The organism is Achromobacter sp. Root170, assembly GCF_001428165.1.
Classification (GTDB): domain Bacteria; phylum Pseudomonadota; class Gammaproteobacteria; order Burkholderiales; family Burkholderiaceae_B; genus Achromobacter; species Achromobacter mucicolens.
The window spans coordinates 72,364-88,562 of record NZ_LMHN01000019.1; the positions used below are offsets into that span (position 1 = coordinate 72,364).

Consider the following 16,199-nt stretch of genomic DNA (forward strand, 5'->3'; position numbering starts at 1 on the left):
GTCGGCCCGCAGGCGCGGCCGCGTCAGCCCGCCGACGCGCGATGCATCGCGGACAAGGTGCCCGCGACACCCAGGCTGCGCAGCAACTGCGCAGCCGCGCCTACCGCCCGCACGAATCGCGGCTCCTGCCCCAGGTCTCCGAACACCGGTTCAAAGCCCGTCATCACGCCCGCCCAGGCCAGCATCGCCGCCGGTCCCTCGCCCGCCTGCCGCGCCGCCTGCTCGGCCAGCTCACGCCGATGCGCCAGCGCTTGGGCCATCGGATCCTGGATCTCGTAGACGCGCCCCGCCTCATCCGCCCCGCGCAGGAAATGCAGCCATCCCGCCACCGCCAGCGCCAACCCGGGGATCGGCGCGTCCGCCGCCAGCCGGTCGCGCACGGTGCCGAGCAGCCGCTGCGGCAATTTCTGCGAACCGTCCATCGCGATCTGCCGCGTCTGGTGCCTGAGCGCCGGATTGGCAAACCGATGCAGCAGCCCTTCCCCGTACGCAGCCAGATCCAGCCCCGGCAGCGGCGGCAGCGTCGGCTCGATCTCCTGGCCCATCAGCGCGCGTAGATACCGCCGCATGCCCGGCTGCGCCATCGCCTCGTCCACGGTGGCCCACCCCGCCATTACCGACAGATACGCCAACGCCGAATGCGCACCGTTGACCATGCGCAGCTTCAGCGTTTCAAACGGCGCCGCGTCCGCCACGAAGCGCGCGCCGCCCGCGGTCCAGTCCGGCCGGCCCGCCGCAAACCGGTCTTCGACGACCCATTCCAGATAGGGCTCTGCCACCACCGGCCAAGCGTCTCGCACGCCCAGCGCCGCAGCGATCGCCTGGCGGTCCGCGTCCGTCGTACGCGGCACGATGCGATCGACCATCGAACACGGAAACGTGCACGCCGACGCGATCCATTCGGCTAACCCGGCGTCCACGCGTGCCGCGAACGTGAGCACCAGCGCGCGCAGCAGGTGGCCATTTGCGGGCAGGTTGTCCAGCGACATCACCGTGACCGGCGCCAAGCCCGCCGCGCGGCGCAACTGCAGGCCGTGCACGAGAAACCCGATTACGCCGCGCGGCGTCGTGGGGTGCGCAAGGTCGTGCACGATGTCGGGATGGTCCGGATTCAGGCGGCCGCTGGCCGGATCGTGGCAATAGCCCTTCTCGGTGACCGTGATGCTGACGATGCGCGTGCCGGGCGCCGCAATGCGGTCCAGCACGGCTTGCGGATCCTCGGGCGCGACCAGCGCCTCGCGCAGGCAGCCGATCACGCCAAGGCGTTGCCGGAGCGCGCCACTGGCGTCGGCATCGCGAAGCGCCAGCGCGTAAAGGCCGTCCTGCGGCGCCAACGCGTCGCGCGTATCGGTCTGGCGCAACGACACGCCGCAAATGCCCCAATCCGCACTCGCGCCCGCGCGCAGCGCGGCGTCGTTCACGGCAGCCAGATGCGCGCGCGCAAAGGCGCCCAGGCCCAGATGCACGATGCCGATGCCCAGCGCGGCCCGGTCAAAACCAGGACGCGCCACGTGCGCGGGCAAGGCGTCCAGCGTCCCCGCGCTCAGCCGGCCGCCCTCGCCTACCAGTTCCATAGCGTGCCGTCGTGCTGCAACCGGTTCACGGGCAGGTACGCGCGCTGATAGGGGTACCGCGCCGCCAGCTTCTCGTCGATGTCGACGCCGTGGCCCGGGGCCTCGCCCGGATACAGCATGCCCTGCTCGAACGTGTAGGCGTGCGGGAAGACGGCATCCGTTTCGTCGGTATGCCGCATGTACTCCTGGATGCCGAAATTCGGCACCCACAGGTCAAAGTGCAGCGCCGCGCCCATGCACACCGGCGACAGGTCCGTGGCGCCGTGACAGCCGGTGCGCACCTGGTAGAGCGAGGCCATGTCGGCAATGCGGCGCAGATGCGTGATGCCGCCCGCGTGAACGACCGTGGTGCGGATGTAGTCGATAAGCTGGTTCTGCACCAGATCCTTGCAGTCCCAGATCGCGTTGAAGACTTCGCCCACCGCCAGCGGCGTGGTGGTGTGCTGACGGATCAGCCGGAACGCCTCCTGGTTCTCGGCGGGCGTGGCGTCCTCCATCCAGAAGAGGTTGTAGGGTTCCAGCGACTTGCCCAGGCGCGCGGCCTCGATGGGGGTCAGCCGGTGATGCACGTCGTGCAGCAGATGGTGCTCGAAGCCCAGCTTCTCGCGGATGCGTTCAAACAGCTGCGGCGCGTGGCGCAGATACTTTTCGGTGGACCAGTCATGCTCGCTGGGCAGGTCTGCGTCGGCGGGCTCGTAGAACAACGTGCCCCGGCCCACGCCGTACACCTTCTCCAACCCCGGCACGCCGCTTTGCGCGCGGATGGCGCGATAACCCATGTCGGCGTAGCGCAGCACTTCGTCCACGGTGTGCTCGATGTCCGACCCGTTGGCGTGGCCGTAGACCATCACGCCGCTGCGGCTCTTGCCGCCCAGAAGTTGATACAGCGGCATGCCGGCAGCCTTGGCCTTCAGGTCCCACAGCGCCGTGTCCACGCCCGCGATGGCGGTCATGGTGACCGGCCCGCGCCGCCAATATGCGCCCTTGTACAGGTACTGCCAGATGTCCTCGATCTGATGCGCGTCGCGCCCGATCAGGCACGGGATGACATGCTCGGTCAGGTAGGCCGCCACCGCCAGCTCGCGCCCGTTCAGCGTCGCGTCGCCGATGCCGGTCAGGCCCTGGTCGGTTTCGATCTTCAGGGTCACGAAGTTGCGGCCCGGACAACAGACAATCACGCGTGCATTCGTAATCTTCATCTTGGCTTCCGGCTACAGGAGAGAGGGACGGCCGCGCGAGGCGGCCGCGGAGTCAGAACGTCACCATCACTTTCATCGCCTGGTTGCGATCGCCCGCCAGCGCGAAGGCGTCGTGCACGCGCGCAACCGGCACGGCCGCCGTCAGCAGCGGCGACACATCGATCAGGCCGCGCGCCAGGCAATCCACGGCCATCGCGTATTCGTCCACAAATCGGAAGCTGCCGACGCACGTCAGGCTCTTGACCATGATCTGGTTGAATGGGCACGCCTCGCTGCTGCCGGACAGCGTACCCACCGTCACAACGACGCCGCGCGGACGCGCGGCGCGCAGGCAGCTTGCCAGCCCCGCGTAGCTGCCCGATGCCTCGAAGCACACGTCGACGGATCCCTTGCCCGCCGCCAGCGCGTCCAGCGCGCCCGGGTCCGTGGCCGCGTTGATGGTTTGCGACGCGCCCACGCGCGCGCACGCCGCCAGCGTCTGGTCCACGATGTCCACCACGATGACCCGGCTGGCGCCTGCCAACCGCGCCGCCATCAGAATCAGCGCGCCGATGGGACCCGCGCCCACCACCATCGCCGTCTTGCCCAGCAGCGATCCCGCGCTGCGCACCGCGTGCAATGCCACCGCCAGCGGCTCGCCAAACGCGGCCAGTTCGAAGGACAGCGAATCCGGCACCGGCACGCATTGCCGCTCGTGCACCACCACCTCTTCGCGCATCGCGCCCTGCATGTGCGGATAGCGGCTGGCGCTGCCGAAGAAATGCACGGCCTCGCAATGATTGGAATCGCCCTGCCGGCAATAGCGGCACACGCCGCACGTGCGCGCCGGATCCAAGGCAACGCGGTCGCCCGGCTTGACGGCCGTCACGTCCGCACCCACCTCCAGCACCTGCCCGGACGCCTCGTGCCCCGGCGTCAGCGGTTCGCGGATGACAAAATCCCCCACCCGGCCGTGCCGGAAGTAATGCAGGTCCGACCCGCAGATGCCGACGGCCTTGACGCCGACACGCACCTGCGACGGCCCCAAGGGCTGCGAATCGGAGGTGTCCAGGCGCAGGTCTTGCGCCCCGTGGATCGTGCAATTGAGCATCAGCGCCACCCTTGTGCAAATTCGCCGATCACCCGTTCCAGGTGATCGTGCATCGCCTCGCGCGCCTGCCGCGCGTCGCGGGCCACCAGCGCGCCGAAGATGCGCTGGTGATCGGCCTGCGACGCCTGGCGCAACGCCTGCGTATGGAAATGCTGTTCCATCTTTTCCCAGACCGGACCCCGGGCCTGGTCCCACATCGACGTCACCGTCGCCAGCAGCACGCTGTTGCCCGTGGATTGGGCGATGCACAGGTGAAAGCGGCGGTCGGCCTCGGCGTTGGCGTCCTTGTCCGTCATCCGGTCGCGCATGGCCGTCAGCGCCTCGAAGATGCGGTCCAGGTCCCCGTCGGTGCGGGTGGTGGCCGCCAGCGCGGCGATCTCGGATTCGATCAGGCAGCGCGCGCGCAGCAGCTCGAAGGGGCCGGCGCCCGCCTCCGGCATCGTGGGCGGCCGGCTCGCATCCGGCTCGCAGACGTAGATGCCCGAGCCGCCCCGCACCTCCACCACGCCCTGCAGTTCCAACGCAATGATGGCCTCGCGCACGGACGTGCGGCTGACGTCAAAGCGCTCGGCCAGCGCGCGTTCAGCCGGCAGCCGCTGGCCGGCGGCGAATTCACCCTGCGCCACCAGCGCATGGATCTGCGCGGCCAGCCGCAGGTAACCGCGGTCGGGCGCGGAGCGGCTGGGGGCAACCTCGGGTTTGGCTAGCGAGTGCAACGTCATGGCGTCCTGAATTGGTCTGACCAAATCGTATTTGGTCCACCAATTTTCGCCATCGTGGTTTTCCACTACGCGCGGCGCGGCAGACCTCTCGACAGCCCCCGTGCCACCCCTGTATAGATACGGATCGACCGACACCCAAGGAATAAGCGCCATGCCCAGCCCGACCGACCAGCCCTTGCCCGCCGACCTGGCGGACCTGACCGTCATCGAGGCGGCAACCCGCATCCGCGAGGGCCGCCTCACCAGCGTTGCCCTGACCGAGGCCTGCCTAGACCGCATCGACGCCCGCCAGGACCTGAACGCATTCATCACCGTCGACCGCGACGGCGCCCTGGCGCAGGCGCGCGCCTACGATGCGGCGCCCGGCAACGGCCCGCTGGGCGGCGTGCCCATCGCCATCAAGGACAACATCCACGTCGCCGGCCTGCCGAACACGGCCGGCACGCCCGCGCTCAAGGACTTCCGTCCCGCCGAGGACGCGCCCGTTGTGCAGCGGCTGCGTGAAGCCGGCGCGGTCATCCTGGGCAAGACCAACATGCATGAACTGGCGTTCGGGGTGTCCGGCTACAACACCGCCTTTGCGGGACCGGACGGCGATGGCACGCGCAACGCCTATGACGCGCGTCTGATCGCCGGCGGCTCGTCGTCGGGCAGCGGCGCGGCGGTGGGTGCGCGGCTGGCGCCCGCCGCGCTGGGCACCGATACCGGCGCCTCGGTGCGTCTGCCCGCCTCGGTGAATGGATCGGCAGGCTTTCGCCCGACGGTGGGCCGCTACGACGGCGCGGGCATCACCCCGATCTCGCATACGCGCGACACGGCAGGCCCCATCGCCAAGAGCATGGCAGACATCGTGCTGCTGGATTCGATTATGACGGGCCAGACCGAGCCGCTAGCGCCATTGCCGCCGGCCAGCATCCGCCTGGGCGTGGCCGCCTATTTCTGGGCCGAGCTTGATCCCGAGGTGCAGGCAATTTCCGAAGCCGCATTGAACGCGCTGCGCGCGGCCGGCGTGACGCTGGTAAACCTGGACATGCCCGACTTACCCGCCGCCAACGCCGCAGTGGGCATGCCGCTATGCCTGTTCGAACAGAAGCCCGACCTGACGGCCTATCTGGCGCGATATCACGTGGGCGTGAGCTTTGACGAGGTGGTCGCGCAGATTTCCAGCCCGGACGTGAAAGGCATCTTCGACAACCTGATCGTGCCGGGCGTGCTGCCCACGCCGGACGGCCAGGTCTTGCCGCTGCAACCGCTCTACGAACATGCCATCGCAAGCGGCCGCCGAGAACTCATCGACGTCTACCGCCGCGCGTTCAAGGAACACGCGCTGGACGGCCTGCTGTTTCCGACCGTGCCCGTCCCGCCGCCCGCGGCCACGCCAGAGGCCAGCAGCTTCGAGACCTTCGCGCGCCTGGCGCGCAACGTGGACCCGGGCAGCAACGCAGGCCTTCCCGGCCTGAGCGTGCCGGCCGGGTTGTCGGCGCAGGGTCTGCCGGTGGGACTGGAGATCGATGGCCTGCCAGGCGAGGACCGCAAGGTGCTCGCGATCGGCGTGGCCGTCGAAAAGATTCTGGGGCGCATCGCGGCGCCCCAGTTCCTGCCTTAGCCCCAACCTGCTCCCGCCTCGGCCTCAGCGGTAGACCGGCGCGTCAGCCCAGGTTGGGCGCCAGCGTGCGCTTCAGGTCTTCGATGCTGCGGCCGCTGCGGCGGGCGTAGTCTTCAAGCTGGTCTTCGCCGATGACGCCCACGTTGAAGTACTGCGACTGCGGGTGGCTGAAGTAAAAGCCCGACACGCTGGAAGCCGGATACATCGCATAGCTGTCCGTCAGCATCATGCCGATGTCCTCGCCGTCCAGCACGCGGAACATATCCGTCTTGACCACGTGTTCCGGGCAGGCCGGGTAGCCCGGTGCGGGACGGATGCCCACGTACTTCTCGGCAATCATGTCCTCGTTGGACAGGGACTCGTCGGGCGCGTAGCCCCACAGGTCCTGGCGCACGCGCGCGTGCAGGCACTCGGCAAAGGCTTCGGCCAGGCGGTCGGCCAGCGACTTGAGCATGATGCTGGAATAGTCGTCCAGCGCCTTTTCGAATTCGGCTTCCTTCTTCTCGATGCCCAGGCCGGCCGTGACGGCGAACATGCCGATGTAATCGAGCTTGCCGCTGGACTTGGGCGCAATGAAGTCCGACAGAGACTTGTTGCTGACCCCTTCGCGCTTGGCGCCCTGCTGGCGCAGGTTGCGGTACGTGAACAGCACCTCGCTGCGGGTCTCGTCCTTGTAGACCTCGATGTCCTCGTCGTTGACGCTATTGGCCGGATAGAAGCCCACGACGCCATTGGCGGTCAGCCAGCGGCCCTCGACGATGCGCTTCATCATGGCCTGGCCGTCGGCAAAGACCTTGCGCGCCTGCTCGCCCACCACCTTGTCCTGCAGGATGGCCGGGTACGGGCCGAACAGGCTCCAGGTCTGAAAGAACGGGCCCCAGTCCACGTACTTCGCGATTTCCGCCAGGTCATAGCTCTTGAAGGTGCGCCGGCCGATGAACTTGGGGCGCGGCGGCGTGTAGCTGTCCCAGTCGATCGCCGGCCGCGAGGCGCGCGCCTCGGCCAGCGGCAGGATGGGCGTCGCCTTGCGGTTGGCATGGCGGCGGCGCACGTCTTCGTATTCCTCGGCCAGTTCCGCCAGATAGGCTTCCGACTGGTCGGACATCAGGTTGGTGGCCACGCCCACCGAACGGCTGGCGTCGGGCACGTAGATGACCGGGCCTTCGTAATTGGGCGCGATCTTGACGGCCGTGTGCACCCGGCTGGTGGTCGCCCCGCCGATCATCAGCGGAACCTTGCGGCTGCGGAAGTACTCGTCGCGCTGCATCTCGGAGGCCACGTACGCCATCTCTTCGAGGCTGGGCGTGATGAGACCGGACAGGCCGACGATGTCGGCGTTCTCTTCCTTGGCTTTTTCAAGGATCTGCGCGCAGGGCACCATCACGCCCATGTTCACGACTTCGAAGTTGTTGCACTGCAGGACCACCGACACGATGTTCTTGCCGATGTCGTGCACGTCGCCCTTGACGGTGGCGATGACGATCTTGCCCTTGGCGCGCACGTCGCCGCCCGCGGCGGCGATCTGGCGCTTTTCTTCCTCGATGAACGGAATCAGATGCGCCACGGCCTGCTTCATCACGCGCGCGGATTTCACGACCTGCGGCAGGAACATCTTGCCTTCGCCGAACAGGTCGCCGACGACGTTCATGCCGTCCATCAGCGGGCCTTCGATCACTTCGATGGGGCGGCCGCCGCGCGCGGCGATCTTCTGGCGCACCTCTTCGGTGTCTTCCACGATGAAGGCGGTGATGCCGTGCACCAGCGCGTGCGACAGACGCTGCTCGACCTCGGCATTGCGCCAGGCCAGGTCTTCTTCCTTCTTCGCGCCCGAGCCTTTCACGGTGTCGGCAAACTGCACCAGGCGCTCGGTGGGCGTGCGCTCGTCGGCGGGGTCGGTCTTGCCCACGGGCTCGGGGCGGTCCAACACCACGTCTTCGACCAAGTCGCGCAGCGTGGCGTCCAGATCGGCGTACACGCCCAGCTGGCCGGCGTTGACGATGCCCATCGTCATGCCTTCCTTGACCGCGTAGTACAGGAACACGGTGTGGATGGCCTCGCGCATCGGCTCGTTGCCGCGGAAAGAGAAGCTGACGTTGGACACGCCGCCCGAGATGCGGGCATGCGGCAGGTTCTCGCGGATCCAGCGCGTGCCTTCGATGAAATCCACGGCGTAGTGATTGTGCTCGTCGATGCCGGTGGCGACCGCGAAGACGTTCGGGTCAAAGATGATGTCTTCCGGCGGAAAGCCTTCTTCCTCGACCAGGATCTTGTAGGCGCGGCCGCAGATTTCCTTGCGGCGCTCCAGCGTGTCGGCCTGGCCAAGTTCATCGAACGCCATCACCACCACCGCGGCGCCGTAGCGGCGGCACAGTCGCGCGTGGTGGCGGAAGGGCTCCAGCCCTTCCTTCATGGAGATCGAGTTCACCACGGCCTTGCCCTGCACGCACTTCAGGCCGGTCTCGATGACTTCCCACTTCGAGCTGTCGATCATGACCGGCACGCGCGCGATGTCGGGCTCGGAGGCGATCAGGTTCAGGAAGCGGTGCATGCAGGCCACCGAATCCAGCATGGCCTCGTCCATGTTGATGTCGATGATCTGCGCGCCGTTCTCGACCTGCTGGCGGGCCACGGCCAGCGCCTCGTCGTATTTTTCTTCGCGGATCAGGCGGGCGAACATCTTGCTGCCCGTCACGTTGGTGCGTTCGCCCACGTTGACGAACAGGGTGTCCTCGTCGATGTTCAGGGGTTCCAGGCCCGACAGGCGGGTCTTGACCGGCACGTCGGGCACGACGCGCGGCGTCAGCGCCGTGACCTTGTCGGCGATCGCGCGGATGTGATCCGGCGTGGTGCCGCAGCAGCCGCCCGACATGTTCACCAGCCCCGCGCGCGCAAATTCCTCAAGCAGCGCCGAGGTGTCGGCGGGGGTCTCGTCAAAGCCGGTCTCGGCCATGGGGTTGGGCAGGCCGGCGTTGGGATACACGCAGACGTAGGTGTCGCAGATCTTGGACAGCTCGGCCACATAGGGGCGCATCAGCGCCGCGCCCAGCGCGCAATTCAGGCCGATGGTGACGGGACGCGCGTGGCGCACCGAGTTCCAGAAGGCCTCGACCGTCTGGCCCGACAGGATGCGGCCGGACGCGTCGGTCACCGTGCCGGAGATCATCACCGGCAGGCGGATGCCGCGTTCCTCGAAGACTTCCTCGGTGGCGAAGATGGCCGCCTTGGCGTTCAGCGTGTCGAAAATGGTTTCGATCAGGACGATGTCGATGCCGCCATCGAGCAGGCCATTGAGCTGCTCGATGTACGCCACGCGCAGCTCGTCGAACGTGACGTTGCGCGCGCCCGGGTCGTTCACGTCCGGCGAGATGGATGCCGTCTTGGGCTGCGGGCCCAGCGCGCCGGCCACGAAGCGCGGCTTGTCGGGCGTGCTGTACGCGTCACAGGCCTCGCGCGCCAGCTGCGCCGACACCAGGTTCAGCTCGTAAGCCAGTTCCGGCAGGTCGTAATCGCCTTGCGCGATCGTGGTGGCGCCGAAGGTGTTGGTCTCGATGACGTCGGCGCCCGCTTCCAGGTACTGGCGGTGGATCTCCGAGATGACGTCGGGCCGCACCAGCGACAACAGCTCGTTGTTGCCCTTGACGTCCTTGCCGTGATCGGCAAAGCGCTCGCCGCGAAAATCCGCTTCGCCCAGCTTGTAGCGCTGGATCATGGTGCCCATGGCGCCGTCCAGGATCAGGATGCGCTTGCCCAGCAGGCGGGCAAAGTCGCCGCCGCGGGTATAGGCTTCGGGAGGGTACGGCAGGCGGGGATACGACACGATCAGGTCCAAATTGAGTTGGCCACGGCAGCGCGGTTGTGGCTAAAAAGCGAAAAACGCTGAAAAAACAAGCCCTGATCGTAACAAAATGGGCCTTCCCGCGCCTCGCGGTGATACAGTTTCGGCCCCGAACCGGTGCTTTCGGCGCAACAGGCTGGGCAAGGACGCAACACTTGCCCGCCGCGTGCGAAAGGTAAACGGGAAACAGGAAGACGCCGCCAACGGGCGCCGCGCCGCCCACAAGGCCGCCGCAGCTGCCCCGCAAGTCCAGCCTGTGCTGCCCCCGCAACGGTCCCCATGCGCGCATCCGCGCCCATGGCAGCCCGATACCGGCCTGTTCGCTCGCCAGGATGCCTGTTCCCCGCCCCGCGGCCTTTCGGCCCGCCCGGCGCGCGGGCATTCTCCCCATCGTGAATGGCCTGCGGGGTCGCGGGTCGCTTCGAGGTTATGTAGATGAAAGCCCGCTCCATCCGGCGCTACGCCGGCGCCTTGCTCTGTACCGCTCCGGCCATTGCCGCCGCCCAGCAGACCGCTTCCCCCGCCCCCGAACTGGACAGCATCACCGTCACGGCGCAACGCGTGCCCACCGACGGCCGCACGCTGCCGGTGTCGATCTCGGTCATCACCGCCGAGGACATCGCGGCCAGCAGCGCCCGCACCATGCAGGACCTGCTGTCCACGCAGTCCGGCATCAACCTGATCAACACCACCAGCTCCAGCGACAACGCCATCGTGGACCTGCGCGGCTTCGGCATCACTGGCGCAAGCAACACGCTGATCCTGATCGACGGCGTCAAGCAGAACACCAACGACCTGTCGGCGCCCAGCCTGGGCGTGGTGCCGCTCGACCAGGTCGAACGCATCGAAATCGTGCGCGGCAGCGGCTCCGTGCAATACGGCGGCGGCACGACCGGCGGCGTGATCAACATCATCACCAAGTCCGATTTCACGAAGGAGCCGGTAAGCGCCCGCGCCACCGCCACCTTCGGCAGCTACGGCCTGCGCCAGTACGACGCTGCCGTCTCGATGAACAACGAGAAGGTGGGCGTGGACGCCTACATGCAGTCGCTGCACAGCGACGGCTACCGCGACCACAGCGGCGAGCGCCGCGAGGGCGGCGGCGGCGGCATCACGTTCCGCCACGACGACGGCTCGATCCGCCTGTACGGCCGCACGACCACGCAGAAGCTGGAACTGCCCGGCCCGCGCACGATCAACCCGTTCACTGGCGTGAACGAATTCCAGGACGATCCGCGCGGCGCCAAGAACGACGTCGACTACGTCAAGACCACCACCACCACGTTCGGCCTGCAGCTTGAACAGGCCATCGGCGCCGGCGTGCTGTACTCGGACCTGTCGACCCGCGAAAAGAAGCTCAGCGGCGTGACCTATGACGGTTTCGGCGACACGCTGCGCGACCAGAAGCTCGAAGAGAACATCGCCAGCGTGCGCTACCGCCTGCCGATCAACGGCGGCCACAGCATCGTCTTCGGCGCGGACGCGCAGGAAGCCAAGACCACCGCCGACCAGAACGCCTACTACGACTTCGAACCCTCGAAGTGGCAATCGCGCCAGCACCAGTACGGTCTCTTTGCCGAAGGCCAGATCCGCGCCACCGACACCACCTACATCACGGCGGGCGTGCGCCGCCAGTACGCGTCCGACGACCTGGAAGTGATTTCGGGTTCCGGCACGGCGTCTGATCGCAGCAACCACCTGACCGCCTGGCAGCTCGGCGTGCGCCAGGATCTGGCCAGCGGCTTCGGCGTGTACGGCAAGATCGGCCGCAGCTTCCGCCTGCCGAACGCCGACGAACTGCTGTCGGTCCAGTCGCCGCTGGCGCCGCAGACCTCCACCGACAAGGAAATCGGCGTCACGTGGCAGTCGGCATCCAGCAGCGCGCGCCTGTCGTACTTCCGTTATGACCTGACCAACGAGATCCAGTACAACCCGCTGGCCGACGGCCTGTGGGGTCCCGGCACCGGCGCCAACACCAACCTGGATCCGACCCGCCGCCAAGGCGTCGAACTGGAAGGCCACACCGCCCTGTCCAGCAGCGTGAGCCTGGACGCCAACGTGACGTGGATGCAGGCGCAGTTCCGCTCCGGCACCTACGCGGGCGTGGACCTGGCCGGCAAGACCGTGCCGCTCGCCCCGAAGTGGCTGGCCAACGCCGCCGTCACCTGGCGCCCCACCGACGCATTCCTGTGGAACGTGTCGGCGCAATACGTGGGCAAGTCGCGCATGGACAACGACCAGGCCAACCAGTTCGACAAGCAGCTGGATGCGTACGTGCTCTTTAACACCAAGCTCGCGTACAAGTTCACCCGCAACATCGAAGGCGCCGTGGGCGTGAACAACATTTTCGACCGCCAGTACGCCACGTACGGCATCCGCGGCGGCAACGCCTCGTTCGAAATGTTGGGTCCCGTCGCCAACTACAGCCTGTACCCTGCTCCCGGCCGCAACTTCTACGCGTCGCTCACGCTACGCTACTGATTGCCGCCTGACGGGACAGGGCCTGCCGGCATGCGCCTTTCCGCCAGGCGCAGGTCCCGCGCAGGCCCTGTCCCGCGTTTATGCCCACCCGACGGAGCCGCCGCATGACCTCCAATCGCGTCCTGACGACCGCCGGACTGGCGCAAAAGCGGGTACTGAAACTTGCGCCGAAGCGGGGTGCGAAGCCGGCCTGGATGTTGGCGCTGGTGTTGGCGCCAACGTTGGCGCTGTCTACGCTGCCGGCCCTTGGCGCGCCTGCCATCCAGGTGCAGGACGACCGCGGCCGCGCCGTCGCGCTGCAGGCGCCCGCCCGGCGCGCCGTCACGCTGGCGCCCCATGCCACCGAACTCGTCTACGCCGCGGGCGCGGGCGGGTTCATCGTGGGCACGGTGCTGGGCAGCGACTACCCGCCCGCCGCCCGCGCGCTGCCCATCATCGGCGACGGCACGCAGCCCGATGCCGAGCGCGTGGCCTCCGCCCGGCCGGACCTTCTGATCGCCTGGCAACCGTCTGCCGCCGAACCGCTGGCGCGCGTGATGGACAAGCTGGGCGTGCCCGTGTTCTACAGCGATCCGCTGACGCTGGACGCCATCCCCGGCGCGGTCGAGCGCATGGGCAGGCTGTTCGGCACCGAGTCCGTGGCGAACGCCGCTGCCGCGGACATGCGCGCGCGGCTGGCGGCCCTGCAGGCCCGCTATGCCGGCCGGCGTCCGGTGCGGGTCTTCGTGCAGGCCGGCCTGGATCCGATCTACACCCTGAACAACGCCAGCATCGTCAGCGATGCGCTGCGGCTGTGCGGCGGCGTCAACGTCTTCGGCCAGGCGCCCATCGTGGCGCCGCAGGTCACGCTGGAAGGCGTGCTGGCGGCCCGGCCCGAGGCCGTGCTGGCCGGCGTCTCGCGCCGCGAGGACACGCAGGCAAACCTGGCCGCCTGGCAGGCGATGGGCCTGCCGGCCGCGCGCCAGGGCCACGTCTACGGTGTCGACGCCGACGCGCTGTACCGGCCCGGCCCGCGGCTGATCGACGCGGCCGAGACCCTCTGCGCCGACCTGGACCGGGTGCGCTGACGCGCGCATTCCGCAATTAGTGGAACGCGCCGGCCAGCGCCCCCGCCCTGCCATCCGGCGTCCTGCTTTATCATTCGGCATCAGTCAGCCAGTCCCCGCGGGCCTCGCATCGTGCGCGCCCGCCCTTTGAAGCACCGCCATGACCACACAAGACACGCTCACCATCGCCGGCCGCGCCTATTTGTCGCGCCTGCTCGTCGGAACCGGCAAGTACAAGGACTTCGAACAGACCCGCGCGGCCCTGGACGCCAGCGGCACGGAAATCGTCACCGTCGCCATCCGCCGCACCAACATCGGCCAGAACGCCGGTGAACCGAACCTGCTGGACTACGTTCCCACCTCCAAGTTCACGCTGCTGCCCAACACCGCCGGCTGCTACACCGCCGACGACGCCGTGCGCACGCTGCGCCTGGCCCGCGAACTGCTGGACGGCCACGACCTCGTGAAGCTCGAAGTGCTGGGCGACCCGCACACCCTGTTCCCCAACATGCCCGAAACGCTCAAGGCCACCAAGACGCTGGTCGATGAGGGCTTCAAGGTCATGGTCTATTGCACGGACGATCCCATCCAGTGCCGCATGCTGGAAGACATGGGCGCCGTGGCCGTCATGCCGCTCGCCTCGCTGATCGGCTCGGGCATGGGCATCCTGAACCCCTGGAACCTGCGCCTCATCATCGACCAGGCCCGCGTGCCGGTCGTGGTCGATGCCGGCGTGGGCACCGCGTCCGACGCCGCCATCGCCATGGAACTGGGCTGCGACGCCGTGCTGATGAACACCGCCATCGCCGCCGCGCGCGACCCCGTCCTGATGGCCAGCGCCATGAAAAAGGGCGTGGAAAGCGGCCGCGAAGCCTTCCTGGCCGGACGCATGCCCAAAAAGCTGTACAGCGGCGCGCCCAGCTCGCCCACCGAAGGCCTGATCACCGGCGGTCCCGCCAAATGAACTCGCGCCAGCCGGCCGCCAGCGGCCGTCCCATCCCCAACGCGCTGACCATCGCCGGCGTCGACCCGTCCGGCGGCGCCGGCATCCTGGCCGACGTCAAGGCCATGAGCGCGCTGGGCGCGTATGGCTGCGCCATCATCGCCGCGCTCACCGCGCAGAACACGCAGGGCGTCACGGGCATCTCGCCGGTGCCGCCCGCCTTCGTCGGCCTGCAGATCGACACCCTGTTCAGCGACGTGCGCATCGACGCGGTCAAGATCGGCATGCTGGGCCAGCGTCCGGTCATCGAAGTCGTGGCGGAAAAGCTCGCCAAATGGACGCCGGCGCACATCGTGCTGGATCCGGTCATGGTCGCCAAGAGCGGCGACCTGCTGCTGGAGAACGATGCCGTCGGCGCCATGCGCGAAGCCATGCTCCCCCTGACCACCCTGCTCACGCCCAACCTGCCCGAGGCCGGCGTGCTGCTCGAAGAGCGCCCCGTCGAGACCGTAAAGGAAATGCGGCGCGTGGCCGAGCGCCTGCGCAACAAGCTGGCGCATTCGGGCGAGCGCTGGGTGCTGGTCAAGGGCGGCCACCTGCCCGGCAGCGAAACCATCGACCTGCTGCACGACGGCGACCGCATGATCGAACTGCCCGGCCATCGCATCGACACCGCCAACACCCACGGCACCGGCTGCACGCTGTCGGCCGCGCTGGTGGCGCTGCTGCCCCAAATCGGGGACGTACCAGAGTCGGCCAAGCGCGCAAAGGCTTATCTGACTGAGGCCATCCGCCACGCCGAGCGCCTGTCGGTCGGCTCGGGCCACGGTCCGGTCCACCACTTCCACGGCTGGTGGTAAGCACGCCCGCCCCATCATCAGACGGCGCCCCGCGAGGCGCCGTCTGCTTTTCCGGGGTACGGGCCGCGCCTGAAACATCTACCGCGCGGGCACGCCGTCACAGGACGCTACGAATCGGTACAATGGCCCGTTGATTCCTCTGTTTTTTCTGACCGTCATGAACGCTTCGACCCTGCCCGACGTAGAACAAGCCCGCTTCAACATGGTGGAACAGCAGATCCGCCCGTGGGACGTCCTGGACGCCAACGTGCTGCAAGCGCTGTTCGATGTGCGCCGCGAACAATTCGTTCCGCCGGCCCTGCGCGGCCTGGCGTTTTCCGACCTGGAGCTGCCGCTCGAGATCAACGCGGTCAACACCCGCGAGAACATGCTCGCCCCCAAGGTCGAAGCACGCCTCGCGCAAGAACTGCTGCTGACCAAGTCCGACTGCGTGCTGGAAATCGGCACGGGTTCCGGCTACCAGGCCGCCCTCTTGGGCTACCTGGCGCAACAAGTCACCTCCGTCGAGATCGACAGCCGCCTGGTGACCTTCGCGCAGCAGAACCTGCAGATGAACAACGTCACCAACGTCAAGGTCGAAACCGGCGACGCCCGCAATGGCTGGGGCTCCACCGAATACGACGCCATCCTGGTCACCGGTTCCGTGCCGGTCGTGCCGGACGCGCTGAAGTACCAGCTGCGCGTGGGCGGCCGCCTTGTCGTGGTCGTGGGCCAGGCGCCCATCATGACTGCCTGTCGCATCACCCGCACCACTGCCGCCAGCTTCGAAACCGTCAAACTCTTCGAAACGGTCATCAAGCCGTTGCGCGGCGTCACGGTGTCGCAGTTCAAGTTCTAACTCCG

General features: G+C 67.9%; 11 protein-coding genes. 6 read left to right on the top strand and 5 right to left on the bottom strand.

Features of this window, described 5'->3' with window-relative positions; genetic code table 11:
- Positions 1–23: 23 nt before the first annotated feature.
- The 4 genes from ASD87_RS24365 to ASD87_RS24380 are packed head-to-tail and all read right to left on the bottom strand — an operon-like array spanning position 24 to position 4,585.
- The gene (locus ASD87_RS24365; protein ID WP_056327520.1) at positions 24–1,574 is read right to left on the bottom strand and encodes a mannitol dehydrogenase family protein; all 1,551 of its coding nucleotides are present in this window, start codon (positions 1,572–1,574) and stop codon (positions 24–26) included.
- Positions 1,562–2,773, bottom strand: a complete 1,212-nt coding sequence (manD, locus tag ASD87_RS24370) for a D-mannonate dehydratase ManD (RefSeq protein WP_056327522.1) — start codon at positions 2,771–2,773, stop codon at positions 1,562–1,564. Before manD ends, ASD87_RS24365 begins: the two co-directional genes overlap by 13 nt.
- A gap of 52 nt (positions 2,774–2,825) precedes the next feature.
- On the bottom strand, positions 2,826–3,863 hold the full coding sequence (locus ASD87_RS24375) for an L-idonate 5-dehydrogenase (RefSeq protein WP_056327618.1): 1,038 nt from the start codon (positions 3,861–3,863) through the stop codon (positions 2,826–2,828).
- On the bottom strand, positions 3,863–4,585 hold the full coding sequence (locus ASD87_RS24380; RefSeq protein WP_056327619.1) for a FadR/GntR family transcriptional regulator: 723 nt from the start codon (positions 4,583–4,585) through the stop codon (positions 3,863–3,865). Before ASD87_RS24380 ends, ASD87_RS24375 begins: the two co-directional genes overlap by 1 nt.
- Before the next feature lie 151 nt (positions 4,586–4,736).
- Between ASD87_RS24380 and iaaH the strand changes: the two genes are divergently transcribed.
- Entirely contained in the window at positions 4,737–6,191 is a 1,455-nt protein-coding gene (gene iaaH, locus ASD87_RS24385; RefSeq protein WP_056327523.1) for an indoleacetamide hydrolase, read from the top strand.
- Positions 6,192–6,234: 43 nt separating this feature from the next.
- On the opposite strand, the gene metH is transcribed toward iaaH, so the two are convergent.
- Positions 6,235–10,008, bottom strand: a complete 3,774-nt coding sequence (metH, locus tag ASD87_RS24390) for a methionine synthase (RefSeq protein WP_056327620.1) — start codon at positions 10,006–10,008, stop codon at positions 6,235–6,237.
- A 453-nt stretch (positions 10,009–10,461) separates the two neighbouring features.
- Between metH and ASD87_RS24395 the strand changes: the two genes are divergently transcribed.
- The 5 genes from ASD87_RS24395 to ASD87_RS24415 all read left to right on the top strand — a co-directional run bounded on the left by ASD87_RS24395 (position 10,462) and on the right by ASD87_RS24415 (position 16,194).
- The gene (locus ASD87_RS24395) at positions 10,462–12,507 is read left to right on the top strand and encodes a TonB-dependent receptor (RefSeq protein WP_056327525.1); all 2,046 of its coding nucleotides are present in this window, start codon (positions 10,462–10,464) and stop codon (positions 12,505–12,507) included.
- A 194-nt stretch (positions 12,508–12,701) separates the two neighbouring features.
- Positions 12,702–13,574: a cobalamin-binding protein gene (locus ASD87_RS24400; protein ID WP_056327621.1), complete on the top strand. Its 873-nt coding sequence runs from the start codon at positions 12,702–12,704 to the stop codon at positions 13,572–13,574.
- Positions 13,575–13,713: 139 nt separating this feature from the next.
- Complete coding sequence (locus ASD87_RS24405; RefSeq protein WP_056327527.1) at positions 13,714–14,517, top strand: thiazole synthase; 804 nt, start codon at positions 13,714–13,716, stop codon at positions 14,515–14,517.
- Positions 14,514–15,356, top strand: coding sequence for a bifunctional hydroxymethylpyrimidine kinase/phosphomethylpyrimidine kinase (gene thiD / locus ASD87_RS24410; RefSeq protein WP_056327529.1), 843 nt, complete (start codon positions 14,514–14,516; stop codon positions 15,354–15,356). The genes ASD87_RS24405 and thiD overlap by 4 nt, the downstream gene beginning before the upstream one ends.
- A gap of 157 nt (positions 15,357–15,513) precedes the next feature.
- Positions 15,514–16,194 carry a protein-L-isoaspartate O-methyltransferase gene (locus tag ASD87_RS24415; RefSeq protein WP_056327622.1) on the top strand — a complete coding sequence of 227 codons (681 nt, stop codon included), beginning with the start codon at positions 15,514–15,516 and terminating at the stop codon, positions 16,192–16,194.
- The last annotated feature ends 5 nt before the right edge of the window (positions 16,195–16,199 follow it).

Excerpts from the sequence above, each read along its gene's own strand:
- ASD87_RS24365 (WP_056327520.1), bottom strand. The coding sequence starts at position 1,574 with ATGGAACTGGTAGGCGAGGGCGGCCGGCTGAGCGCGGGGACGCTGGAC.
- manD (WP_056327522.1), bottom strand. The coding sequence starts at position 2,773 with ATGAAGATTACGAATGCACGCGTGATTGTCTGTTGTCCGGGCCGCAAC.
- ASD87_RS24375 (WP_056327618.1), bottom strand. The coding sequence starts at position 3,863 with ATGCTCAATTGCACGATCCACGGGGCGCAAGACCTGCGCCTGGACACC.
- ASD87_RS24380 (WP_056327619.1), bottom strand. The coding sequence starts at position 4,585 with ATGACGTTGCACTCGCTAGCCAAACCCGAGGTTGCCCCCAGCCGCTCC.
- iaaH (WP_056327523.1), top strand. The coding sequence starts at position 4,737 with ATGCCCAGCCCGACCGACCAGCCCTTGCCCGCCGACCTGGCGGACCTG.
- ASD87_RS24395 (WP_056327525.1), top strand. The coding sequence starts at position 10,462 with ATGAAAGCCCGCTCCATCCGGCGCTACGCCGGCGCCTTGCTCTGTACC.
- ASD87_RS24400 (WP_056327621.1), top strand. The coding sequence starts at position 12,702 with ATGTTGGCGCTGGTGTTGGCGCCAACGTTGGCGCTGTCTACGCTGCCG.
- ASD87_RS24405 (WP_056327527.1), top strand. The coding sequence starts at position 13,714 with ATGACCACACAAGACACGCTCACCATCGCCGGCCGCGCCTATTTGTCG.
- thiD (WP_056327529.1), top strand. The coding sequence starts at position 14,514 with ATGAACTCGCGCCAGCCGGCCGCCAGCGGCCGTCCCATCCCCAACGCG.
- ASD87_RS24415 (WP_056327622.1), top strand. The coding sequence starts at position 15,514 with ATGAACGCTTCGACCCTGCCCGACGTAGAACAAGCCCGCTTCAACATG.